This is a genomic window from Microbacterium shaanxiense (assembly GCF_054779995.1).
Window position 1 is genome coordinate 44,186 of the sequence record NZ_BAAGXE010000003.1, and the last position, 21,929, is coordinate 66,114.

Consider the following 21,929-nt stretch of genomic DNA (forward strand, 5'->3'; position numbering starts at 1 on the left):
ATGACATGTGGTGGGGTGAGGTGTTGAGTTTTTGAAGTCAGGTGCCCGCGAACGGGCTGTGCGAGGGATGCCGAAGCATCCCTCGCAGCAACCGGATCAGACGCGACGGCGCTTCGGCGGGCGGCAACCGTTGTGCGCCTGCGGGGTGACGTCCTGGATCGAACCGACCTCGAGGCCAGCGGCCGTGAGCGAGCGGATCGCGGTCTCGCGGCCGGAGCCCGGACCCTTCACGAAGACGTCGACCTTCTTGACGCCGTGCTCCTGCGCCTGGCGGGCGGCCGACTCTGCGGCCATGCCTGCGGCGTACGGGGTCGACTTGCGCGAGCCCTTGAAGCCCACTCCACCGGACGATGCCCAGCTGATGACAGCGCCGGACGGGTCGGTGATCGAGACGATCGTGTTGTTGAACGTCGACTTGATGTGGGCCTGGCCCAGCGCGATGTTCTTCTTTTCCTTGCGGCGCGGCTTGCGCGCGGCGGCCTTGGGTGCAGCCATGAAAGTGTTCTCCTATTCCCTGGCCGCTGCTTAGCGGGCCTTCTTCTTGCCGGCGACGGTGCGCTTCGGGCCCTTGCGGGTACGGGCGTTGGTCTTGGTGCGCTGACCGCGCACCGGCAGGCCACGACGGTGGCGGATGCCCTCGTACGAGCCGATCTCGACCTTGCGGCGGATGTCGGCGGTGACCTCGCGGCGCAGGTCACCCTCCACCTTGTAGTTGCCTTCGATGTGATCGCGAAGCGTGATCAGCTGCTCGTCGCTGAGGTCCTTGACGCGGATCGACTCGTCGATCTCGGTCGCCTTGAGGATCTCGACGGAGCGGGTACGGCCGATGCCGTAGATGTAGGTAAGGGCGATCACCACGCGCTTGTCGCGCGGGATGTCAACGCCGGCAAGACGTGCCATGCGGTTCTCCTGGGATGTGTAGAGGTGTGGAGCAGGATGTGGACCCGGGCCTCTGTCCCGAGGTGTCCCTCACTCGCGTGAGTTCTTGATCCTGCCAGTGTGTTCAGTTATGAGTTCCTGCGGGTCTGCTCGACTCAGCCCTGGCGCTGCTTGTGGCGCGGGTTGCTCTTGCAGATGACCATGACGCGGCCGTGACGGCGGATCACCTTGCAGTGATCGCACATGGGCTTGACGCTGGGGTTGACCTTCATTGTGTTCCTGTTCGCTGTCTTCGTGCACGCCCGGTGGCGCGCCGTTACTTCTCGACCGATCAGCGGTAGCGGTAGACGATACGGCCGCGAGTCAGGTCGTAGGGACTGAGCTCCACGACCACGCGGTCTTCGGGGATGATGCGGATGTAGTTCTGCCGCATCTTTCCGGAGATCGTTGCAAGGACCTTGTGCCCGTTGCTGAGCTCAACGCGGAACATCGCGTTGGGCAGAGCCTCGGAGATCACGCCCTCGATCTCGATGACACCGTCTTTCTTAGCCATAGCCTCGCTGACGCTTCTGCAGACCGGTCGATCTGCGGTGGATGAGTGATGTGGTGACGCACCGGACGGACATGCCGAGGCACGGCGCAAGGCACCAACGGTCTATCTTATCGATCCGGATGCGATCCGGCAACTTGAGGTGCGTGGGGGCGGATCTCAGCCGAGCAGCTTCTCCATCTCGGTGATCTCGCCCGCCTGCAGGTCGAGGCGCTTGCCATTGACCTCGACGGTCGGTGTGCCCTGGATGTCGTGGGCGTTCGTCTGCGAATCGACGAAGTCCATGTAGGTGCCGTCGGCGATGCACTCGGCGGCTGCGCCTGCTCCGGCTTCTTCGGCCAGAGCGGCGAGCTCGTCGTCTGAGAGGCCCGCCGAGTTCTCTTCAGGCTGGTTCGCGAACATCGAGTTGAAGAAGTCCAGCGTGGAGTCAGGGGCTTCTGCGGCGACGCAGTACATCGCGCTGCCGGCGCGGGTGGAGAACTCGGTGTTCTGCGACAGCCGGTTCAGGATCGACACGGGGTGGATGTTCAGCGTGATGTCGCCGTTGGCCGCCGCCGTCTGCAACTGCTCGCCGTACGACTGCTCGAAGTCGCCGCAGATCGGGCACATGAAGTCGACGTACGTGTCGACGGTGTCCTCACCGTCGCCGAACACGATGGCCCCGGTCTCCTCGTTGACGATCGCACTCTGCGGCGCGGTGCCTGGATCGTTGGCCTGGTTGTTGAGGATGACCACGAGTGCGCCGAGCGCCACGAGAACGACGACGACCGCGATCGAGATGCCGATCGCGAACCAGTTGGTGTTGCTCTTTGCTGCTGCCATTGCTGTTCGTTCTCCTGGTGCTGGATGCCACGGGCGCGGAAAAATGCTGTGGGGGACGCTTCTATCGTCCCTGCAAAGTCTATGCACCCGTTGTGAGCGCCCCTCCCCCGTCCCCCACCCCTCACCTCGCCTCCCCGCCCAGCCCACCCAGCGACGAGACCGAGTTCGCGGCATGAGACCGAGCCGGCCCGCATCGGTCTCATGCCGCTGGGTCGGTCTCGCCCGGCGTAGGCCGCCATGGCTTTGCCCTCGACCGAACCCTGAGCGTGGCGAGCATCGCTGGCACCGGCGGCCGAACCATGCGCACGCCTGCGCCGTCCAGCGCGGCACGGAGCGGACTCACCTTCCAGGCGTCGCCAAGATCCCAGCGGCCCATCGGATGCTGATGGCGACGCAGCCTGTCTTCCCGACGCTTCTCGTCCCTGAGACGCCGGGCGGCCTCGGCCGGGTCGTCAAGTTCGTACTTGCCCCATCCGTCAGCTTCGCCGATCGCACCGTTCGACCGGAAGTAGAAGTCGCAGCGGTCGACATGACCCTCATAGCGGAATTCGCGCTGCAGTTCGGGCATCTCATACCCGCTCCACATGATGACAGCGCGGCTGATGCTCTCCGCAGGCGACTCGGACAATGCATTCGCGTGGCCCCAGACCCACCGCATCCTTGCGCGGCCACGCGGATCCTCGAGCTCGCGGCCACGTTCGATCAGAGCATCCAGACGCAGCGATCCGCCCTGAACCGACGAGATCGACGCATCGGCGACGGCCAGAGCATCCGCGGGGTTCATCACCCGCGCCAGGTCGACCACGGTGTCGAGCAGCGATGTGACAAGGGTGGCACCGATCCGAACCACCCGGCGTGGGTCTCGGCTGGTGTGCACCCTGATATCGCCGTAACGCTGCGATGCCATGGCCCGCGGGTCATAGACATGGATGAACCTGCCCTCGCCGAACTGCGGAAGGCCGTGGATCACTCCCGCCGACTCCAGGCAGAGGATGGCATCCGGATGGAGGCGAAGGTACGCGTGCACGCAGACCGCGTACTTCTGCCAGTCGTTGAGCGCCAGGTACTGCTTCTTGTCGACGTGAACGCCCTTGCGTACGCGATGCCACCGCGGCGCCTCCAGTCGAAGACCGAGCATCCTCGCGTCTTCACGGGTGTAGAGCGGCAGCGGGGAGAGTAGTTGTGCACGACCGGACAGCGTGTATGCCATGCGCACAGCTTGAATGCGCGGCATCCCTGCCATTGGCCGCCAACCCAGCACCTCTGCACAACTCGCCCGCCTGCGATTGCGTGCAGGCAGAGTTACTCGCGCCGAGTTCGCCCACGAAACCGAGTCTTCAGTGTGAGACCGAGTTCACGCGGCTCGGTTTCGCGCCGCCGACTCGGTCTCGGCGAAATCGGCCGGGCTACGCCAGGGGCGTGGGGGTCACGCCGAAGGGGGCGAGGCCGGCGGCACCGCCGTCGGGCGCCGTCAGCACCCAGATGCCGTCCGCGTGGCGGGCGACGCTGTGCTCCCAGTGCGAGCCGTCACTGCCGTCGACGGTCGAGACGGTCCAGTCGTCATCCTCGATGTACGTCGCCTCGCCGCCGGCTGTGACCATGGGCTCGATCGCCAGCACCAGTCCGGGCTTGACGTCCGGTCCGGGGTCGGGCGTGCGGTAGTTGAAGACGCTCGGCGCCTCGTGCATCTTGCGTCCGATGCCGTGGCCGACGTACTCGCGCAGGATGCCGTAGGTCTCCCCCGAGACCTCCGAGTCACCCTGCGCCTCGATGTACCCCTGGATGGCCGCGCCGATCTCGCCGATGCTCCCAGCGGTCGCCATGGCGGCGATTCCCGCCCACATCGACCCCTCGGTCACGCGCGACAGCTCTTCGCGCATCGCGACCAGGGAGGGACGGGTCTCATCCGGAACGACCACCGTGATGGCGCTGTCGCCGTTCCAGCCCTGGAACTGCGCTCCGCAGTCGACCGACACGATGTCGCCGGCCTGCAGCACGCGATCACCGGGGATGCCGTGCACCACCTCGTGATTCACCGACACGCAGACCGTGTGGTGGTACCCGCGCACCAGCTGGAAGTTCGACTCCGCCCCGCGCGCACGGATGGTGCGGTTCGCGATCGTGTCGAGCTCGAGCGTCGTGACACCGGCCCGGATCAACGGTCGTACGGCGTCGAGCGCCGCAGCGGTGATGAGCCCCGGCTCGACCATGGCCTGCAGCTGCGCAGGCGTCTTGTAGATGGATCGGCGGAACATGGCGGTCAGGCGATCAGACAGCGACGGCGAGGCCGCGGGCGGCCAGTGCAGCGAAGATGCGCTCCGTGATCTCGTCGAGCGATCCGACACCGTCGATCCGGTCGACGATGCCTCGCTCGCCGTACACGTCGAGGATCGGAGCCGTCTCCTTCTCGTAGATGTCCAGGCGGTGCGCGATGCCTTCGACGGTGTCATCCGCCCGGCCCTGCTCGTGCGCGCGCAGCTGCAGGCGCCCGATGCTCTCCTCGCGGGGGACATCCAGCAGGATGACCGCATCCAGCGACTCGCCGCGGTCGCCGAGGAACGTGTCGAGGTGACCGACCTGCACGGCGTTGCGCGGGTAGCCGTCGAGCACGAAGCCCGGCGCGGCGTCGTCCTGGGAAAGCCGATCGCGCACGATCTCGCTCGTCAGCTCATCCGGCACGAGGTCGCCGCGAGCGGTGATCTCGCTGACCTGCGCTCCGAGGGCGGTGCCGCCCTTGATGTTCGCACGGAAGATGTCACCGGTGGAGACCACCGGGACATCGAACGCCTCTGCGATGCGCACGCCCTGCGTGCCCTTGCCTGAGCCCTGGGGGCCGACGATGAGAATTCGAGCGGATGCTGTCAACGGAGAAGCCCTTCGTAATGGCGCTGCTGGAGCTGAGCGTCGATCTGCTTGACGGTCTCCAGCCCCACACCCACGATAATGAGGATCGAGGCGCCGCCGAACGGGAAGTTCTGGTTGGCGCCGACGGTGGCCAGAGCGATCAGCGGGATGAGTGCGATCAGGCCGAGGTAGATCGACCCGGGGAACGTGATGCGGGTGAGCACGAAGTCCAGGTACTCGGCGGTCGGACGACCGGCACGGATGCCGGGGATGAATCCGCCGTACTTCTTCATGTTGTCGGCGACCTCGACCGGGTTGAACGTGATCGCGACGTAGAAGTACGTGAAGCCGATGATCAGCAGGAAGTACGCAGCCATGTAGAGCGGCTGGTCCCCTGTCGTGAAGTTCTGCGAGATCCACACGACCCACGCGGCCGGCTCCGAGCCGTCCTTCGGGGTGTTGAACTGCGCGATGAGCATCGGGATGTACAGCAGCGACGACGCGAAGATGATCGGGATCACGCCGGCCATGTTGACCTTGATCGGGATGTACGTGTTCGTTCCGCCGTACGTGCGTCGTCCGACCATGCGCTTGGCGTACTGCACGGGGATGCGCCGCTGCGACTGCTCGACGAAGACGACGAGGCCGGTGACGACGACGCCGACGGCGAGTACCAGCAGGAACACCTCAAGGCCGTTGGACTCGAAGATCGCCCACATGGCCGCGGGGAACGTCGCAGCGATCGAGGTGAAGATGAGCAGCGACATGCCGTTGCCGATGCCGCGCTCGGTGACGAGCTCGGCGAACCACATGATGAGGCCGGTGCCGGCGGTCATCGCGATGATGATGAGCAGCTGCGCCCACCAGACGTCATTGGTCAGCAGCTGCTGACATGCGGCGATGTCGGTGGTGCCGAACAGCTGACCGCTGCGTGCCACGGTGACGAGAGTCGTCGACTGCAGCAGTGCGAGAGCGATCGTGAGGTAACGCGTGTACTGGGTCAGGCGTGCCTGGCCGGCCTGGCCTTCCTTGTGCAGCGCCTCGAAGTGCGGGATGACCACGCGCAGGAGCTGCGTGATGATCGTCGCGGTGATGTACGGCATGACGCCCAGCGCGAAGATCGACAGCTGCAGCAGCGCGCCGCCGGAGAACAGGTTGACGAGGCTCAGCAGGCCCTCTGTGCCGGCGTTCAGACGCAGGCACTCCTCGACGTTTGGGAAATGCACGAACGGGGCCGGCACATGCGATCCGAGCCGGTAGATGGCGATGATCGCCAAAGTGAAACCGATCTTCCGACGCAGGTCAGGCGTGCGGAAGATCCGCGCGATAGCGCTAAACAAGGGCGTTCCTCCTGAAAGGTTGCCGTTCCGCGGAGGAAAGGCTGAAAGACCAGGGTAACGCACGAGAGGGGCCGGAGAATCTCCGGCCCCTCCTGCGCAGTGGTTACTTGACGGATCCGCCCGCAGCCACGATCTTCTGCTCGGCAGAACCCGAGACCTTGTCGACCGAGACGGTGAGCTTCACGGCGATGTCGCCGTTTCCGAGAACCTTGACCTTCTCGTTCTTGCGAACAGCACCCTTGGCGACCAGGTCGCCCACGGTGACGTCGCCACCGGACGGGTACAGCTCCGCGAGCTTCTCCAGGTTCACGACCTGGTACTCGACGCGGAACGGGTTCTTGAACCCGCGCAGCTTCGGGGTGCGCATGTGCAGAGGCATCTGCCCACCCTCGAAGCCGACGCGAACGGTGTTGCGGGCCTTGGTGCCCTTGGTGCCACGCCCCGCGGTCTTACCCTTGGAGCCCTCACCGCGACCGACACGGGTCTTCGCGGTGTTGGCGCCGGGAACCGGACGCAGGTGGTGCACCTTGAGCACACCGGGGCGGGATGCCGGAGCATCCGCCTTCGGCGCTGCCTTCTTGGCAGCCGGCTTCTTCGCAGCCGGCTTGTCCGCTGCCTTCGAGGCTGCGGCCTTGGCCGGAGCCTTGTCGGCGGCGGCCTTGGCCGGAGCCTTCTTCGCGGCAGCAGCCTTGGGAGCGGCGGCCTTCTTCGGGGCCTTCTCGGCCTCGACGGCGTCGTTCTTCTCAGCCATTAGTCGATCTCCTCAACCTTGACGAGGTGTGCGACGGTCTTGACGTAACCGCGCGTCTGCGCGTCGTCGGGGCGGACGGTGCTGTCGCCGATCCGCTTCAGACCGAGGCTGCGCAGCGTGTCACGCTGATACTGCTTCTCGCTCACCTTGGACTTGATCTGGGTCACCTTCAGACGGGCAGCCATCAGGCACCTACCTTCGCTGCGGCCGCAGCGGCGGCCTTTGCCTCGTTGCGGATGATGATGTCCGGAACGACCGCGTCGTACTCGAGACCGCGACGAGCCGCGACTGCACGAGGCTCTTCGAGGCTCTTGAGCGCCGCGACGGTCGCGTGCACGATGTTGATCGTGTTCGACGAGCCGAGCGACTTCGAGAGGACATCGTGGATGCCGGCGCACTCGAGGACGGCGCGAACCGGACCACCGGCGATGACACCGGTACCGGCGGCAGCCGGACGCAGCAGCACGACACCGGCGGCAGCTTCGCCCTGCACCGGGTGCGGAACCGTGGTTCCGACGCGCGGCACGCGGAAGAAGTTGCGCTTGGCCTCTTCGACGCCCTTGGAGATCGCCAGGGGCACTTCGCGGGCCTTGCCGTAGCCGACACCGACGAGTCCGTTGCCGTCACCGACGACCACGAGGGCGGTGAAGCTGAACCGACGTCCACCCTTCACGACCTTCGACACGCGGTTGATGGTGACGACGCGCTCCAGGAACTGGTTGTCGCCACGATCGCGCGAGTTGCGGTCACGGCCACCCTGGCCTCGGTCACGGCCGCCGCGGCGGCCTTCGCGCTGATCGCGAGCGGGCTCGGCTGCCTCAGTGGTCGAGGCAGCGGCCGTCTCGGGAGCAGCAGCAGCCGTTTCGGTCACTTCGTTCTCCTTGTTGTCACTCACAGTGCCAGCCCCCCTTCACGGGCGCCGTCGGCGATGGCCGCGACGCGGCCTGCGTAGCGGTTGCCACCACGGTCGAAGACGACCTCGGTGACGCCGACTGCCTTCGCGCGCTCGGCGACGAGCTCGCCGACCTTGCGTGCCTTGGCGGTCTTGTCACCGTCGAACGAGCGCAGCTCGGTCTCGAGCGTGGACGCCGAGGCGACGGTGTGGCCCTTGCTGTCGTCGACCAGCTGGACGAAGACGTGGCGGGCCGAACGGTTGACGACCAGACGCGGACGCGCCTCGGTGCCGATGACCTTCTTGCGAAGGCGTGCGTGACGACGCGCGCGGGCGTCAGACTTTGACTTGAGAGCCATGGTTACTTACCACTCTTTCCGGCCTTGCGACGCACGTTCTCGCCGGCGTAGCGCACGCCCTTGCCCTTGTACGGCTCGGGCTTGCGGATCTTGCGGATGTTGGCAGCTGCCTCTCCGACAGCCTGCTTGTCGATGCCACTCACGGTGAGCTTGTTGTTGCCCTCGACCGTGAAAGTGATACCGGCCGGCGGGTCGACCAGCACGGGGTGCGAGAAGCCGAGGGCGAACTCGACCGAGCTGCCCTTCTGCTGCACGCGGTAACCGGTGCCGACGACCTCAAGACCCTTGGTGTAGCCCTGGGTCACGCCGATGATGTTGTTGTTGATGAGCGTGCGGGTCAGGCCGTGAAGCGACCGGGACTCGCGCTCGTCGTCGGGACGGGTGACAACCACCTGGTTGTCCTCGATCGCGACGTCGATGGGGCTGGCCACGTTCAGGGTGAGTTCACCCTTGGGGCCCTTCACCGCGACCGCACGGCCGTCGACCGAGATGGTCACGTCCGAGGGGATCGAGATGGGAAGTCGTCCAATACGCGACATTTCGAATTACCACACGTAGGCGAGAACTTCTCCGCCCACGCCCTTCTGCTCAGCCTGACGGTCGGTGAGAAGACCGGAGGAAGTGGACAGGATGGCCACGCCGAGGCCGCCGAGGACCGTGGGCAGCTCGGTGGACTTCGCGTAGACACGAAGACCGGGCTTCGACACGCGCTTGATGCCCGCGATCGAACGCTCCCGGTTGGGGCCGTACTTCAGCGTGAGGGTGAGGTTCTGGCCGACGCGCGCGTCGGTGACCTCCCAGCCGGAGATGTAGCCCTCCTGCTGGAGGATGTCGGCGATGTGCGTCTTGAGCTTGCTCGACGGCAGGGACACGGAATCGTGGTGTGCCGAGTTCGCGTTGCGCAGACGGGTCAGCATGTCTGCGACCGGGTCTGTCATTGTCATGGGTGTTTTCCTTTGTTCATGAGGTTTCGGCTGCCGTTACACGACAGACGACCTTCTATGATTCGCAATCTTCAATTGTAAGCGCATGCGGAACCCCCGCCCGACCGGACGGGGGTTCCGAGCATCACGCCTTGGCGTCGTCGGCCGTGAAGGGGAATCCGAGGTGACGCAGCAGAGCGCGACCCTCGTCGTCCGTCTTCGCCGTGGTCACGACAGTGATGTCGAATCCACGGACGCGGTCGATCTTGTCCTGGTCGATCTCGTGGAACACGCTCTGCTCCTGGAGACCGAACGTGTAGTTGCCGTTGCCGTCGAACTGCTTGCCCGACAGACCGCGGAAGTCGCGGATGCGGGGCAGAGCGAGCGACACGAGACGGTCGACGAACTCCCACGCGCGGTCACCACGGAGGGTGACGTGCGCGCCGATGGCCTGACCCTCACGCAGCTTGAACTGCGCGATGGACTTGCGGGCCTTCGTGACGATCGGCTTCTGGCCGGTGATCTTGGTGAGGTCCTCGACCGCGCCATCGATCACCTTGCTGTCGCGAGCCGCCTCACCGACACCGGTGTTGACGACGACCTTGACGAGGCCGGGGATCTGCATCACGTTCTTGTAGCCGAACTCGTCCTGCAGCTTCTGCTGGATCTCGGCCTTGTACTTCTGCTTCAGGCGCGGCTGGATCTTGCCAGCCTGCGCGGCAGTGTCGGTGCTCATCAGAGGTCCTTACCGCTCTTCTTCGCGTAACGCACGCGGACGGTGCGCTTGACGCCGTCCTTGGTCTGCTCCTCGACCCGGTGACCGACACGGGTCGGCTTCTTGGTCTCGGGGTCGACGACTGCGACGTTCGAGATGTGGATGGGGGCTTCGATGGTCTCGATGCCGCCCGTCTTGGTGCCACGCTGCGTCTGGCCGACGCGGGTGTGCTTGGTGACGTAGTTCACGCCCTCGACGATGACGCGGTTGCGCTCAGCGAGGACCTCGAGGACCTTGCCCTGCTTGCCGCGGTCGCCGCCGCGCTCGGGCTTGGCGCCCGAGATGACCTGAACCAGGTCGCCCTTCTTGATTTTCGCCATGATCAGATAACCTCCGGCGCGAGCGAGACGATCTTCATGAACTTCTTGTCGCGAAGCTCACGACCGACCGGTCCGAAGATACGGGTGCCACGGGGCTCCCCGTCGGTCTTCAGGATGACGGCGGCGTTCTCGTCGAACTTGATGTAGGAGCCGTCCGGACGACGGACTTCCTTCTTGGTGCGGACGATGACCGCCTTGACGACGTCGCCCTTCTTGACGTTGCCGCCCGGGATCGCGTCCTTGACCGTGGCGACGATGGTGTCACCCAGACCTGCGTAACGACGGCGTGAGCCACCGAGGACGCGGATCGTGAGCAGCTCCTTCGCGCCGGTGTTGTCGGCGACCTTGAGGCGGGATTCCTGCTGAATCACTATTACTCCTTCAGTAAGCCGGAGGCTTACTTGGCCTTCTCGACGATCTCGACCAGACGCCAGCGCTTGGTGGCGCTGAGCGGACGGGTCTCACTGATGACAACGAGGTCGCCGATGCCCGCCGAGTTGGTCTCGTCGTGCACCTTGCGCTTCTCGGTACGGCGGATGACCTTGCCGTAGAGCGGGTGCTTCACGCGGTCCTCGACCTCGACGACGATGGTCTTGTCCATCTTGTCGCTGACGACGTAGCCACGCTGCGTCTTGCGGTAACCGCGAGCGTTCTCGTCGCGCACGTCGTGCGAGACGGGAGCTTCCGCTTCCTTCTTGGTGGCCATTACTCAGCCTTCCCTTCGGCGTCAGCCGAGGCATCCTCGGACTTCTTCGCCTTCGACTTGGACGCCTTCTTGGCCGGAGCCTCGACGGGAGCAGGCGTCGCACGGATGCCCAGCTCGCGTTCGCGGATCACGGTGTACAGGCGCGCGATGTCGCGCTTGACGGCGCGGATGCGGCCGTGGCTCTCCAGCTGGCCGGTGGCCGACTGGAATCGGAGGTTGAAAAGCTCCTCCTTGGCCTTACGCAGCTCCTCGACGAGGCGCTGGTCTTCGAACGTGTCGAGCTCTGCCGGAGCGAGCTCCTTGGTGCCGATCGCCATTACGCGTCGCCCTCCTCGCGCTTGATGATGCGTGCCTTGAGAGGCAGCTTGTGAATGGCTCGGGTCAGTGCTTCGCGAGCAAGTTCCTCGCTGACGCCTGCGACCTCGAAGAGGACGCGACCCGGCTTGACGTTGGAGACCCACCACTCAGGCGAACCCTTACCGGAACCCATGCGGGTCTCAGCAGGCTTCTTGGTGAGCGGACGGTCCGGGTAGATGTTGATCCACACCTTGCCACCGCGCTTGATGTGACGCGTCATCGCGATACGAGCTGCCTCGATCTGACGGTTGGTCACGTAAGCGGGCGTGAGTGCCTGGATGCCGAACTCGCCGAAGGAGACCTTCGTGCCGCCGGTAGCGTGACCCGAGCGACCCGGGTGGTGCTGCTTGCGGAACTTGACCTTACGGGGGATGAGCATTATGCCGACGCTCCTTCTGCAACAGGTGCCTCGTTGCGCGGGCCACGACGACGGTCGCCGCCACGGTCACGCGAAGGCTTCTGGTTGGCCTGCTCGCGAGCAAGCTCCTTGGCGGTGAGATCACCCTTGTAGATCCAGACCTTCACGCCGATGCGGCCGAAGGTGGTGCGTGCCTCGTAGAAGCCGTAGTCGATGTTCGCGCGCAGCGTGTGCAGCGGCACACGGCCTTCGCGGTAGAACTCCGAACGGCTCATCTCGGCGCCGCCGAGGCGGCCGGAGACCTGGATGCGGATGCCCTTGGCACCAGCGCGCTGCGCGCCCTGGAGGCCCTTGCGCATCGCGCGACGGAACGCCACACGAGCAGAGAGCTGCTCGGCGATGCCCTGCGCGACGAGCTGAGCGTCTGCCTCGGGGTTCTTGACCTCGAGGATGTTCAGCTGGATCTGCTTGCCCGAGAGCTTCTCGAGGTCGCCACGGATCCGCTCGGCCTCTGCACCACGGCGACCGATCACGATGCCCGGACGGGCGGTGTGGATGTCGACGCGGACGCGGTCACGAGTGCGCTCGATCTCGATGTTCGAGACACCGGCGCGGTCGAGCTGCGTCTTGAGCAGGTTGCGGATCTTGATGTCCTCAGCCACGTAGTCGGCGTAGCGCTGACCGGCCTTGGTCGAGTCCGAGAACCAGCGCGAGACGTGATCCGTGGTGATTCCGAGGCGGAAGCCGTACGGGTTTACCTTCTGTCCCATTACTTGCTCGCCTTCTTCTTGCTTTCGCCGTCGGCTGCGACAGCAGCCTCCGGCGTCGAGAGCACGACCGTGATGTGGCTCGTGCGCTTCTTGATCTGGAAAGCGCGACCCTGTGCGCGGGGGCGGAAACGCTTGAGCGTCGTGCCCTCGTCGACGTACGCGTTGACCACGTACAGGTCCTGCTCGTCGAGGTACTCGCCGTCGCGATCCGCCTTGACCTGCGCGTTGGCCATGGCCGACGCGACAAGCTTGTAGATCGGCTCACTGGCGCTCTGTGCTGCGAACTTCAGGATCGCAAGAGCTTCCTGGGCCTGCTTGCCCTTGATGAGCGCGACGACACGACGAGCCTTCTGAGGGGTCACGCGGATGTGTCGCACGCGTGCGATGGACTCCACCATTTCTCTCTCCTCTATCGTCCCCGCGTCAGCGGCGACGGCCCTTCTTGTCGTCCTTCTCGTGGCCGCGGAAGGTGCGGGTGGGCGCGAACTCGCCCAGCTTGTGTCCGACCATGCTCTCGGTGACAAACACAGGGATGTGCTTGCGACCGTCGTGGACCGCGATCGTGTGACCCAGCATGGCCGGGATGATCATGGACCGGCGAGACCAGGTCTTGATGACGTTCTTGGAACCGGCTTCGTTCTGCACGACGACCTTGCGAAGCAGGTGCTCGTCGACGAAGGGGCCCTTCTTGAGACTCCGTGGCATCTTCTTCTACTCCTACTTACGCTTCTTGCCGGCGGTGCGACGACGCACGATGTACTTGTCGCTTTCCTTGTTGGCGTGACGGGTACGACCCTCTGCCTGGCCCCAGGGGGTGACAGGGTGACGACCACCGGAGGTCTTACCCTCACCACCACCGTGCGGGTGATCGACGGGGTTCATGGCCACACCGCGCACGGTCGGGCGGATGCCCTTCCAGCGGTTACGGCCGGCCTTGCCCCAGTTGATGTTCGACTGCTCGGCGTTGCCGACCTCGCCGATCGTGGCGCGGCAGCGTGCATCCACGTTGCGGATCTCACCCGAGGGGAGACGCAACTGGGCGTAGATGCCGTCCTTGGCGACGAGTCGCACGGACGCGCCGGCCGAACGAGCCAGCTTCGCACCGCCACCCGGACGGAGCTCGATCGCGTGGATCACAGTACCGGTCGGGATGTTCTTCAGCGGCAGGTTGTTGCCCGGCTTGATGTCAGCCGATGCACCCGACTCGACGATGTCGCCCTGGTTCAGCTTGTTCGGCGCGATGATGTAGCGCTTCTCGCCGTCGAAGTAGTGCAGCAGTGCGATGCGTGCGGTGCGGTTGGGGTCGTACTCGATGTGAGCGACCTTGGCGTTGACGCCGTCCTTGTCATTGCGACGGAAGTCGATGACACGGTACTGGCGCTTGTGGCCACCACCGATGTGACGGGTCGTGATGCGGCCCTGGTTGTTGCGACCACCGGTCTTCGAGAGCGGGCGCAGCAGCGACTTCTCCGGCGTCGATCGAGTGATCTCGGCGAAGTCAGCCACCGACGAGCCGCGGCGACCCGGGGTCGTGGGCTTGTACTTGCGAATAGCCATGATTGTCCTTTATCCCCCGGATCAGCCGATTGCCGTGAAGATGTCGATGGTGCCCGACTTCAGACTCACGATGGCGCGCTTGGTGTCCTTGCGCTTTCCCGTGCCGAAGCGGGTGCGACGGGCCTTGCCCACGCGGTTGATCGTGTTGACCGACGCGACCTTGACGCCGAAGATCTTCTCGATGGCGAGCTTGATCTCGGTCTTCGTAGCACGCGGGTCGACGAGGAAGGTGTACTTGCCTTCGTCGATCAGCGAGTAGCTCTTCTCAGAGACGACCGGCTTCAGGATGATGTCGCGGGGGTCCTTGTTGAACGCCGACTGGAGGGCGCTTACCTGCTCGGTCATGCCGAGACCTCCTCGGTTGCGCCGGTCTTCGAGGCGATGAAGCCCTCGAGCGCGGCCTTGGTGAAGACGATGTCGTCGGAGACGAGCACGTCGTAGGCGTTGAGCTGGTCGTACGTCAGCACGTGGATGTTCGCGAGGTTGCGAATGCTCTTCGTGGTGATGTCATCGCCGCGCTCGATCACGAGCAGGACGTTCTTCGACGAGACGACGGTCGTGAGGAAGCTCACGGCGGTCTTCGTCGAAGGCGCACCGTCGATGCCGAAGGACTCGATGGCGTGCAGACGCTCGCCGCGGAAGCGGTCGCTGAGCGCACCCAGCAGGGCGGCCGCGATCATCTTCTTGGGTGTGCGCTGCGAGTAGTCGCGGGGCTTGGGTCCGTGGACGATGCCACCGCCGGTCATGTGCGGCGCGCGGATCGATCCCTGACGGGCGTTACCCGTGCCCTTCTGCTTGAAGGGCTTGCGGCCGGCACCGGAGACCTCACCGCGACGCTTGGTCGAGTGGGTGCCCTGGCGAGCCGCAGCGAGCTGTGCGACGACGACCTGGTGGATGAGCGGAATGTTCGTCTTGACGTCGAAGAGCGCGGCGGGCAGCTCGATCGAGCCAGCCTTCTTGCCGTCGGCCTTGAGGACGTCGAGCGCGAGAGACGAGTCAGCCATGGACTAGGCCCCCTTCACTGCGTTGCGGACGTAGACGATGCGACCACGAGCACCGGGAACGGCGCCCTTGACGAGCAGCAGTCCCTTGTCGGTGTCGACGGCGTGCACCGTCAGGTTGAGAACGGTAACGCGCTCGCCGCCCATACGGCCGGCCATGCGCATTCCCTTGAAGACGCGGCTCGGGGTCGACGATGCGCCGATCGAGCCGGGCTTGCGGTGGTTGCGGTGCGAACCGTGCGATGCCGAGACGCCCTTGAAGTTGTGGCGCTTCATGACACCCGCGGTGCCCTTGCCCTTGCTGGTGCCGACGACGTCGACGAGCTGGCCGGCTTCGAAGAGACCGTCGACCGTGAGCTCCTGACCGAGTGAGTAGTCAGCAGCATCCGCAGTGCGGATCTCGGTGACGTGGCGGCGCGGCGTGACGCCGGCAGCCTCGAAGTGGGCCGTGAGGGGCTTGTTGACCTTGCGCGGGTCGATCTGGCCAGCCGCGATCTGAACGGCGTTGTAGCCGTCCTTCTCGGGCGTGCGGATCTGAGTGACCACGTTCGGTGCCAGCTCGATGACGGTGACGGGGACGAGCTTGCCGTCCGCGTTCCACACCTGGGTCATGCCGAGCTTGGTGCCCAGCATTCCCTTTGAAATCTTTGCGTTGATGTCAGCCATGTCGATCCTCAGAGCTTGATCTCGATGTTGACGTCAGCCGGAAGGTCGAGACGCATCAGCGAGTCGACTGCCTTGGGCGTCGGGTCGACGATGTCGATCAGACGCTTGTGGGTGCGCATCTCGAAGTGCTCGCGGCTGTCCTTGTACTTGTGGGGCGACCGGATGACGCACACGACGTTCTTCTCGGTCGGAAGCGGCACCGGGCCGACGACAGTCGCGCCCGCACGGGTCACGGTGTCTACGATCTTGCGCGCCGATGAGTCGATGACCTCGTGGTCATACGACTTCAGGCGAATGCGGATTTTCTGTCCCGCCATTTGTCTGTTCACTCTCTATAAGGCGTCTTACCGTCCTGGGCCGGGTGACCCAGGGGCATTGGACGCACGTCGACGCTGTTCGCGCCTCGGCACTTGTCCTCGTCGAAGCCGCGCCGTCTCCGGCTCGGACCCGATGAAGGGCACCACTGTTCTTCTGTCAACCCGCACGACTTTCGACGCACGGCAGAACCTCCGTGAGGAGGTGGTTGCTGTTCTGCCACCCGCGGCCTAGGTCCCTGCGCGCGATCTCCGAGGAGATGACGCCGCCTATGCACTGCCCTGGTGGTGATCCGATGGGCGCAAAAGCGCACCGCCGGAATGTGGAACCTGTCTATTCTGCCAGCCGGATTTCACTTACGCAAACCCGGGCGTGTCGCGCCTCCGCGGAGGCCCCTCGGCCGGCGTGCGCGGAGCCCCGGCAGCGGGGTGGGGCATCCCCATGCCCCACCCCGCCTAGGGGAGTGTCCGGTGCGAGGGGGCACACCGAACACGAGGGTCACGACGCGAAGGGCCGCCGAGATCCTCGTCGAGGGCGCGGCGTATCGAGCGCCGCGCAGGCGAGGTGAGGCATCGGCGCACAGAAGGCGCACGACACGTGATGATCCCCAAAATCATTCCCCAGTTTCACGCGCAGCCTCGGCTGCGCATCTTCAGTTCGTCGAACCCCTTCGACGAACCCGACCGCAAGATCCCCAGGCGGTCGTGCTCATATTACACGGAAGGGGCGACGCACCGAAGTGCGCCGCCCCTTCAAGAGAGTTCGTCTACTCGTTGCCGATGGACTTGTCTGCGCCGTCGCGGATCTCGTCGATCTTGTCGGCAGCACCGGGCGCGATCTTCTTCGCGAAGTCGGCGACGCCGTCGAGCACCTTGTCGCTCACGTCCTCGGCCTGCTCGCTCTTGACCGCATCGGCGATCTTGTCCTTGTTCTGCTCGTAAAGGTCCTTGCCCTTGTTGACGATGTCGTCGATGCCCATTGCGGGTCCCCCTTGAGGTTGTTTCGTCGGACGAGTCTGCCGACCAATCTCATTGTGCACGGCATCGGGCACGAAGGAAACCCTTGGACCCCGACACCGCCCCGGGACGACCACAAAGGGGCCGGACCCGAAGGCCCGACCCCTTTGCGGAGTAAGAAGTACTTACTTGATGATGCTCGTGACCGTACCGGCGCCCACGGTGCGTCCACCCTCACGGATGGCGAAGCCGAGGCCCTCCTCCATGGCGATCGGCTGGATCAGCTCGACCGTCATGTCGGTGGTGTCACCGGGCATGACCATCTCGGTGCCCTCGGGCAGCGAGATGACGCCGGTGACGTCGGTGGTGCGGAAGTAGAACTGCGGGCGGTAGTTCGTGTAGAACGGGTTGTGACGGCCACCCTCGTCCTTCGACAGGATGTACGCGGTGCCCTCGAAGTTCGTGTGAGGGGTGACCGAGCCCGGCTGAACGACGACCTGGCCGCGCTCGACGTCCTCACGCTTGAGGCCACGCAGCAGCAGACCGCAGTTCTCGCCGGCCCATGCCTCGTCGAGCTGCTTGTGGAACATCTCGATACCGGTGACCGTGGTCTTCTGCGTGTTGCGGATGCCGACGATCTCGACCTCGGAGTTGATCTTGAGGGTGCCACGCTCGGCGCGGCCGGTGACGACCGTTCCACGACCGGTGATCGTGAAGACGTCCTCGATCGGCATGAGGAAGGGCTTGTCACGGTCGCGCTCCGGGTCCGGAACGCTGTCGTCGACGGCCTGCATGAGCTCGAGGATCGCGTTGACCCACTTCTCTTCGCCCTCGAGAGCCTTGAGAGCCGAGACCTGGACGACAGGAGCGTCCTCGTCGAAGCCCTGGCCGGCGAGCAGCTCGCGGACCTCGAGCTCGACGAGCTCCAGGATCTCCTCGTCGTCGACCATGTCGCTCTTGTTCAGGGCGACGAGCAGGTACGGCACGCCGACCTGCTTGGCGAGCAGGACGTGCTCACGGGTCTGAGCCATCGGACCGTCGGTGGCGGCGACCACGAGGATCGCGCCGTCCATCTGCGCGGCACCGGTGATCATGTTCTTGACGTAGTCGGCGTGGCCGGGAGCGTCAACGTGCGCGTAGTGGCGCTTCGGGGTCTCGTACTCGATGTGCGAGATGTTGATCGTGATACCACGCTGGCGCTCTTCCGGCGCCGAGTCGATGGAAGCGAAGTCACGCTGCACGTTGGTGTCGGACGGGTACTTGTCAGCGAGCACCTTGGAGATGGCTGCCGACAGCGTCGTCTTGCCGTGGTCGACGTGACCGATCGTTCCGATGTTCACGTGCGGCTTGGTGCGCTCGAACTTGGCCTTGGCCACTTGGTCCTCCTCAGGACGTTCGTGTAGAGATTGCCGAGCACTGGATTGTGACCGGTTCCCTACGGGGTTTGATTCTCAGTTTAGTAGAGAGAGCTTTGTGAAGTTGTGTGTTGTCCGGGCGGCCGGAGGGCCGCCCGGACGGAAGGGCTTACTCGCCCTTGGTCTTCTGGACGATCTCCTCGGCGACAGCCTTGGGGACCTCGGCGTAGGAGTGGAACTCCATCGAGTAGACCGCGCGACCGGAGGTCTTCGAGCGCAGGTCGCCGATGTATCCGAACATCTCGGACAGCGGGACCTGTGCACGGACGACCTTGACGCCTGCGGCGTCCTCCATCGACTGGATCTGACCACGACGCGAGTTCAGGTCGCCGATGACGTCGCCCATGTACTCCTCAGGAGTACGCACTTCGACGGCCATCAGCGGCTCGAGGAGCACGGGGTTGGCGCGACGGAGAGCTTCCTTGAAGCCCATGGATCCGGCGATCTTGAACGCCATCTCCGAGGAGTCGACGTCGTGCGCCGCACCATCGACGATGGTCGCCTTGACGCCCACGATCGGGTAGCCGGCGAGGACGCCGACGTTCATCGCATCCTGGAAACCAGCATCGATGGAGCCGATGTACTCGCGCGGGATGCGACCACCGGTGACGGCGTTCACGAACTCGTACGTCTTCTCGGCGTCCAGGTCGAGCGGCTCGATGTTGAACTGGATCTTCGCGAACTGACCCGATCCACCCGTCTGCTTCTTGTGGGTGTAGTCGTACTTCTCGACGGTCTTGCGGATCGTCTCGCGGTACGCCACCTGCGGCTTGCCGACGTTCGCCTCGACGTTGAACTCGCGCTTCATGCGATCCACGAGGATGTCGAGGTGCAGCTCGCCCATGCCCTTGATGGTCGTCTGACCGGTCTCGGGGTTGAGCTCGGTGCGGAAGGTCGGGTCCTCTTCGGCGAGCTTCTGGATGGCGACACCCAGCTTCTCCTGGTCGGCCTTGGTCTTCGGCTCGATGGCGACCTCGATGACCGGCTCCGGGAACGTCATCGACTCGAGGACGACCGGGGATGCCGGGTCGGTGAGGGTGTCACCGGTGGTGGTGTCCTTCAGACCGATGACCGCGTAGATGTTTCCGGCGGTGACCGACGGGACCGGGTTCTCCTTGTTGGCGTGCATCTGGAAGATCTTGCCGATGCGCTCCTTCTTGCCCTTGGTCGAGTTGATGACCGCGGAGCCGGAGTCGAGGTGGCCCGAGTAGACGCGAACGTAGGTGAGGCGACCGAAGAACGGGTGCACCGCGACCTTGAACGCGAGTGCCGCGAACGGGTCGTTCGAGTCCGGGTGACGCTCGATGATCGTGTCGTAGTCCTTCGGGTCGTGCGCCTGGATGGCACCGACGTCGAGGGGGTTCGGCAGGTAGTCCACGACCGCGTCGAGCATGGGCTGCACGCCGCGGTTCTTGAACGCCGAACCGCACAGGACCGGGTAGATCTCCGAAGCGACGGTGAGCTTGCGGATCGCGCCCTTGATCTCGGCGGTCGTGAGCTCCTCGCCGCCGAAGAACTTCTCGAGCAGCGCGTCGTCGGTCTCGGCGACGGTCTCGAGGAGCTGCTGACGGTAGTCGGCCGCCTTCTCCTTGAGGTCCTCGGGGATCTCGCGGATCTCGTAGGAGGCGCCCATGGTCACATCACCCTTGGAGTCACCCGCCCAGACGAGTGCACGCATCTCGACGAGGTCGACGACGCCGATGAAGTCGTTCTCCGCGCCGATCGGCAGCTGGATCACGAGCGGCTTGGCGCCGAGACGGCTGATGATCGTGTCGACCGTGAAGTAGAAGTCGGCGCCGAGCTTGTCCATCTTGTTGACGAAGCAGATGCGCGGGACGTTGTACTTGTCGGCCTGACGCCACACGGTCTCGGACTGGGGCTCCACGCCCTCCTTGCCGTCGAAGACGGCGACAGCACCGTCGAGGACGCGGAGCGAGCGCTCCACCTCGACCGTGAAGTCCACGTGACCGGGGGTGTCGATGATGTTGATCTGGTTCTTGTCCCAGAAGCAGGTCACGGCGGCAGACGTGATCGTGATGCCGCGCTCCTTCTCCTGCTCCATCCAGTCGGTGGTCGAGGCGCCATCGTGCGTCTCGCCGAGCTTGTGGTTGACGCCCGTGTAGAACAGGATGCGCTCGGTGGTGGTGGTCTTGCCGGCATCGATGTGCGCCATGATGCCGATGTTGCGGACCTTGCTCAGGTCGGTGAGCACGTCTTGTGCCACAGGAGTGTCCTTATCTTCGAGATGTCGCTGAACGACGAGGTGAAGGATGCTCGGTCAGGGGCGGGAGCGCCCCTGACCGAGCGAAGCTGTTTACCAGCGGTAGTGAGCGAACGCGCGGTTCGACTCGGCCATCTTGTGAGTGTCCTCACGACGCTTGACCGCTGCGCCCAGGCCGTTCGACGCATCCAGGATCTCGTTCTGGAGACGCTCGGTCATGGTCTTCTCACGACGACCCTTGGCGTAGCTGACGAGCCAGCGCAGCGCGAGGGTGTTCGCACGGTGAGGCTTGACCTCGACCGGGACCTGGTAGGTCGAGCCGCCGACGCGGCGGCTGCGGACCTCAAGGGTGGGGCGCACGTTGTCGAGCGCCTTCTTGAGGGTGGCGACGGCATCCTGGCTGTTCTTCGCCTCGACGCCGCGGAGGGCGCCGTAGACGATCGACTCTGCCAGCGACTTCTTGCCGTCGACGAGGATCTTGTTCACCAGCGAGGTGACGATCGGAGCGCCGTATACCGGGTCGTTGACGACGGGGCGCTTGGGGGCGGGACCCTTACGAGGCATCTAACTCAACCCTTCTTCGCGCCGTAGCGGGAACGAGCCTGCTTACGGTTCTTGACTGCCTGGGTGTCCAGGGCGCCACGGACGATCTTGTAACGCACACCGGGGAGGTCCTTGACACGACCGCCGCGGACGAGCACCAGGGAGTGCTCCTGCAGGTTGTGGCCCTCGCCGGGGATGTAGGCGGTGACCTCGGCCCCGTTGCGCAGCTTCACACGAGCGACCTTGCGCATCGCCGAGTTCGGCTTCTTCGGGGTGGTGGTGTAGACGCGGGTGCATACCCCGGCCTGCTGCGGGTTCGACTTGAGCGCCGGCGCCTTGGTCTTGGTGACCTTGGGCGAGCGACCCTTGCGAACCAACTGCTGAATGGTTGGCACGTTCTCTCCTCATAATGCTGCACGGTGACAGCGTGATGGGTTTCACATCATGACCCACCGGCACGCCTGATCAGGCGCGCTTTTGGTGTGATGGGTATGCCGTGGGGGCAGACCGGTATGGACCGGCGCCCGTGTGCAGGCACGCCGAGACGTGCACACACCTGATCAAGTGTAATGCCGCGTAACGTATGCGGTCAAATGACGGTGGATCCGG

34 protein-coding genes are annotated in these 21,929 nt (G+C 64.8%); all 34 read right to left on the reverse strand.

Annotated elements, in window-relative coordinates; all coding sequences use genetic code 11:
* Window positions 1-96: 96 nt before the first annotated feature.
* Window positions 97-495, reverse strand: coding sequence for a 30S ribosomal protein S11 (gene rpsK / locus ACYVG2_RS09765; protein WP_033106075.1), 399 nt, complete (start codon window positions 493-495; stop codon window positions 97-99).
* Window positions 496-525: 30 nt separating this feature from the next.
* On the reverse strand, window positions 526-900 hold the full coding sequence (gene rpsM / locus ACYVG2_RS09770; RefSeq protein WP_033106074.1) for a 30S ribosomal protein S13: 375 nt from the start codon (window positions 898-900) through the stop codon (window positions 526-528).
* A 134-nt stretch (window positions 901-1,034) separates the two neighbouring features.
* Complete coding sequence (gene rpmJ, locus ACYVG2_RS09775) at window positions 1,035-1,151, reverse strand: 50S ribosomal protein L36 (RefSeq protein WP_033106073.1); 117 nt, start codon at window positions 1,149-1,151, stop codon at window positions 1,035-1,037.
* Between the two features lie 59 nt (window positions 1,152-1,210).
* Window positions 1,211-1,432, reverse strand: coding sequence for a translation initiation factor IF-1 (gene infA / locus ACYVG2_RS09780; RefSeq protein WP_017201569.1), 222 nt, complete (start codon window positions 1,430-1,432; stop codon window positions 1,211-1,213).
* A gap of 156 nt (window positions 1,433-1,588) precedes the next feature.
* Window positions 1,589-2,251 carry a DsbA family protein gene (locus ACYVG2_RS09785; protein ID WP_460780812.1) on the reverse strand — a complete coding sequence of 221 codons (663 nt, stop codon included), beginning with the start codon at window positions 2,249-2,251 and terminating at the stop codon, window positions 1,589-1,591.
* 199 nt (window positions 2,252-2,450) lie between these two features.
* Window positions 2,451-3,461, reverse strand: a complete 1,011-nt coding sequence (locus ACYVG2_RS09790) for a hypothetical protein (RefSeq protein WP_460780813.1) — start codon at window positions 3,459-3,461, stop codon at window positions 2,451-2,453.
* 196 nt (window positions 3,462-3,657) lie between these two features.
* A complete protein-coding gene (gene map, locus ACYVG2_RS09795) occupies window positions 3,658-4,506 on the reverse strand; it encodes a type I methionyl aminopeptidase (protein ID WP_033106071.1) in 849 nt (282 codons plus the stop codon).
* A gap of 13 nt (window positions 4,507-4,519) precedes the next feature.
* Window positions 4,520-5,116: an adenylate kinase gene (locus ACYVG2_RS09800; protein ID WP_460780814.1), complete on the reverse strand. Its 597-nt coding sequence runs from the start codon at window positions 5,114-5,116 to the stop codon at window positions 4,520-4,522.
* Window positions 5,113-6,435, reverse strand: coding sequence for a preprotein translocase subunit SecY (gene secY / locus ACYVG2_RS09805; protein ID WP_460780815.1), 1,323 nt, complete (start codon window positions 6,433-6,435; stop codon window positions 5,113-5,115). The genes ACYVG2_RS09800 and secY overlap by 4 nt, the downstream gene beginning before the upstream one ends.
* A 103-nt stretch (window positions 6,436-6,538) precedes the next feature.
* Window positions 6,539-7,186, reverse strand: coding sequence for a 50S ribosomal protein L15 (gene rplO / locus ACYVG2_RS09810; protein WP_460780817.1), 648 nt, complete (start codon window positions 7,184-7,186; stop codon window positions 6,539-6,541).
* Window positions 7,186-7,371 (reverse strand): 50S ribosomal protein L30, encoded by a 186-nt coding sequence (gene rpmD, locus ACYVG2_RS09815; RefSeq protein WP_259062281.1) that lies wholly within the window; start codon window positions 7,369-7,371, stop codon window positions 7,186-7,188. Before rpmD ends, rplO begins: the two co-directional genes overlap by 1 nt.
* The gene (gene rpsE, locus ACYVG2_RS09820) at window positions 7,371-8,081 is read right to left on the reverse strand and encodes a 30S ribosomal protein S5 (RefSeq protein ID WP_448964559.1); all 711 of its coding nucleotides are present in this window, start codon (window positions 8,079-8,081) and stop codon (window positions 7,371-7,373) included. Before rpsE ends, rpmD begins: the two co-directional genes overlap by 1 nt.
* The gene (gene rplR, locus ACYVG2_RS09825) at window positions 8,078-8,437 is read right to left on the reverse strand and encodes a 50S ribosomal protein L18 (RefSeq protein WP_448964560.1); all 360 of its coding nucleotides are present in this window, start codon (window positions 8,435-8,437) and stop codon (window positions 8,078-8,080) included. The genes rpsE and rplR overlap by 4 nt, the downstream gene beginning before the upstream one ends.
* 2 nt (window positions 8,438-8,439) lie before the next feature.
* Window positions 8,440-8,976, reverse strand: coding sequence for a 50S ribosomal protein L6 (gene rplF, locus ACYVG2_RS09830; protein WP_448964561.1), 537 nt, complete (start codon window positions 8,974-8,976; stop codon window positions 8,440-8,442).
* A 6-nt stretch (window positions 8,977-8,982) separates the two neighbouring features.
* Window positions 8,983-9,381: a 30S ribosomal protein S8 gene (gene rpsH, locus ACYVG2_RS09835; protein WP_259062283.1), complete on the reverse strand. Its 399-nt coding sequence runs from the start codon at window positions 9,379-9,381 to the stop codon at window positions 8,983-8,985.
* Window positions 9,382-9,505: 124 nt separating this feature from the next.
* Window positions 9,506-10,096 carry a 50S ribosomal protein L5 gene (gene rplE, locus ACYVG2_RS09840; RefSeq protein WP_033106063.1) on the reverse strand — a complete coding sequence of 197 codons (591 nt, stop codon included), beginning with the start codon at window positions 10,094-10,096 and terminating at the stop codon, window positions 9,506-9,508.
* Window positions 10,096-10,455, reverse strand: a complete 360-nt coding sequence (gene rplX / locus ACYVG2_RS09845; RefSeq protein WP_033106062.1) for a 50S ribosomal protein L24 — start codon at window positions 10,453-10,455, stop codon at window positions 10,096-10,098. Before rplX ends, rplE begins: the two co-directional genes overlap by 1 nt.
* Before the next feature lie 2 nt (window positions 10,456-10,457).
* Window positions 10,458-10,826 carry a 50S ribosomal protein L14 gene (gene rplN, locus ACYVG2_RS09850; protein ID WP_033106061.1) on the reverse strand — a complete coding sequence of 123 codons (369 nt, stop codon included), beginning with the start codon at window positions 10,824-10,826 and terminating at the stop codon, window positions 10,458-10,460.
* A 26-nt stretch (window positions 10,827-10,852) separates the two neighbouring features.
* Window positions 10,853-11,161, reverse strand: coding sequence for a 30S ribosomal protein S17 (gene rpsQ / locus ACYVG2_RS09855; RefSeq protein WP_036324786.1), 309 nt, complete (start codon window positions 11,159-11,161; stop codon window positions 10,853-10,855).
* Window positions 11,161-11,478: a 50S ribosomal protein L29 gene (rpmC, locus tag ACYVG2_RS09860; protein WP_033106060.1), complete on the reverse strand. Its 318-nt coding sequence runs from the start codon at window positions 11,476-11,478 to the stop codon at window positions 11,161-11,163. Before rpmC ends, rpsQ begins: the two co-directional genes overlap by 1 nt.
* Window positions 11,478-11,897, reverse strand: coding sequence for a 50S ribosomal protein L16 (gene rplP / locus ACYVG2_RS09865; RefSeq protein ID WP_234001512.1), 420 nt, complete (start codon window positions 11,895-11,897; stop codon window positions 11,478-11,480). Before rplP ends, rpmC begins: the two co-directional genes overlap by 1 nt.
* Window positions 11,897-12,646 (reverse strand): 30S ribosomal protein S3, encoded by a 750-nt coding sequence (rpsC, locus tag ACYVG2_RS09870; RefSeq protein WP_448964562.1) that lies wholly within the window; start codon window positions 12,644-12,646, stop codon window positions 11,897-11,899. Before rpsC ends, rplP begins: the two co-directional genes overlap by 1 nt.
* The gene (gene rplV, locus ACYVG2_RS09875; protein WP_234001510.1) at window positions 12,646-13,044 is read right to left on the reverse strand and encodes a 50S ribosomal protein L22; all 399 of its coding nucleotides are present in this window, start codon (window positions 13,042-13,044) and stop codon (window positions 12,646-12,648) included. The genes rpsC and rplV overlap by 1 nt, the downstream gene beginning before the upstream one ends.
* Before the next feature lie 25 nt (window positions 13,045-13,069).
* On the reverse strand, window positions 13,070-13,351 hold the full coding sequence (gene rpsS, locus ACYVG2_RS09880; RefSeq protein ID WP_234001509.1) for a 30S ribosomal protein S19: 282 nt from the start codon (window positions 13,349-13,351) through the stop codon (window positions 13,070-13,072).
* Between the two features lie 12 nt (window positions 13,352-13,363).
* The gene (gene rplB, locus ACYVG2_RS09885) at window positions 13,364-14,203 is read right to left on the reverse strand and encodes a 50S ribosomal protein L2 (RefSeq protein WP_234001508.1); all 840 of its coding nucleotides are present in this window, start codon (window positions 14,201-14,203) and stop codon (window positions 13,364-13,366) included.
* Window positions 14,204-14,224: 21 nt separating this feature from the next.
* Entirely contained in the window at window positions 14,225-14,548 is a 324-nt protein-coding gene (gene rplW / locus ACYVG2_RS09890) for a 50S ribosomal protein L23 (protein WP_234001507.1), read from the reverse strand.
* A complete protein-coding gene (rplD, locus tag ACYVG2_RS09895; protein WP_448964563.1) occupies window positions 14,545-15,207 on the reverse strand; it encodes a 50S ribosomal protein L4 in 663 nt (220 codons plus the stop codon). Before rplD ends, rplW begins: the two co-directional genes overlap by 4 nt.
* 3 nt (window positions 15,208-15,210) lie before the next feature.
* Complete coding sequence (gene rplC, locus ACYVG2_RS09900) at window positions 15,211-15,870, reverse strand: 50S ribosomal protein L3 (protein ID WP_188434545.1); 660 nt, start codon at window positions 15,868-15,870, stop codon at window positions 15,211-15,213.
* Window positions 15,871-15,878: 8 nt separating this feature from the next.
* Window positions 15,879-16,187 carry a 30S ribosomal protein S10 gene (gene rpsJ / locus ACYVG2_RS09905; protein ID WP_030147986.1) on the reverse strand — a complete coding sequence of 103 codons (309 nt, stop codon included), beginning with the start codon at window positions 16,185-16,187 and terminating at the stop codon, window positions 15,879-15,881.
* 764 nt (window positions 16,188-16,951) lie between these two features.
* Complete coding sequence (locus ACYVG2_RS09910) at window positions 16,952-17,164, reverse strand: hypothetical protein (protein ID WP_448964564.1); 213 nt, start codon at window positions 17,162-17,164, stop codon at window positions 16,952-16,954.
* Between the two features lie 162 nt (window positions 17,165-17,326).
* Entirely contained in the window at window positions 17,327-18,517 is a 1,191-nt protein-coding gene (tuf, locus tag ACYVG2_RS09915; RefSeq protein WP_448964565.1) for an elongation factor Tu, read from the reverse strand.
* 148 nt (window positions 18,518-18,665) lie between these two features.
* The gene (gene fusA / locus ACYVG2_RS09920; RefSeq protein ID WP_448964566.1) at window positions 18,666-20,780 is read right to left on the reverse strand and encodes an elongation factor G; all 2,115 of its coding nucleotides are present in this window, start codon (window positions 20,778-20,780) and stop codon (window positions 18,666-18,668) included.
* 90 nt (window positions 20,781-20,870) lie between these two features.
* The gene (gene rpsG, locus ACYVG2_RS09925) at window positions 20,871-21,341 is read right to left on the reverse strand and encodes a 30S ribosomal protein S7 (RefSeq protein ID WP_033106048.1); all 471 of its coding nucleotides are present in this window, start codon (window positions 21,339-21,341) and stop codon (window positions 20,871-20,873) included.
* 5 nt (window positions 21,342-21,346) lie between these two features.
* The gene (gene rpsL / locus ACYVG2_RS09930; RefSeq protein ID WP_033106047.1) at window positions 21,347-21,715 is read right to left on the reverse strand and encodes a 30S ribosomal protein S12; all 369 of its coding nucleotides are present in this window, start codon (window positions 21,713-21,715) and stop codon (window positions 21,347-21,349) included.
* Between the last annotated feature and the right edge of the window lie 214 nt (window positions 21,716-21,929).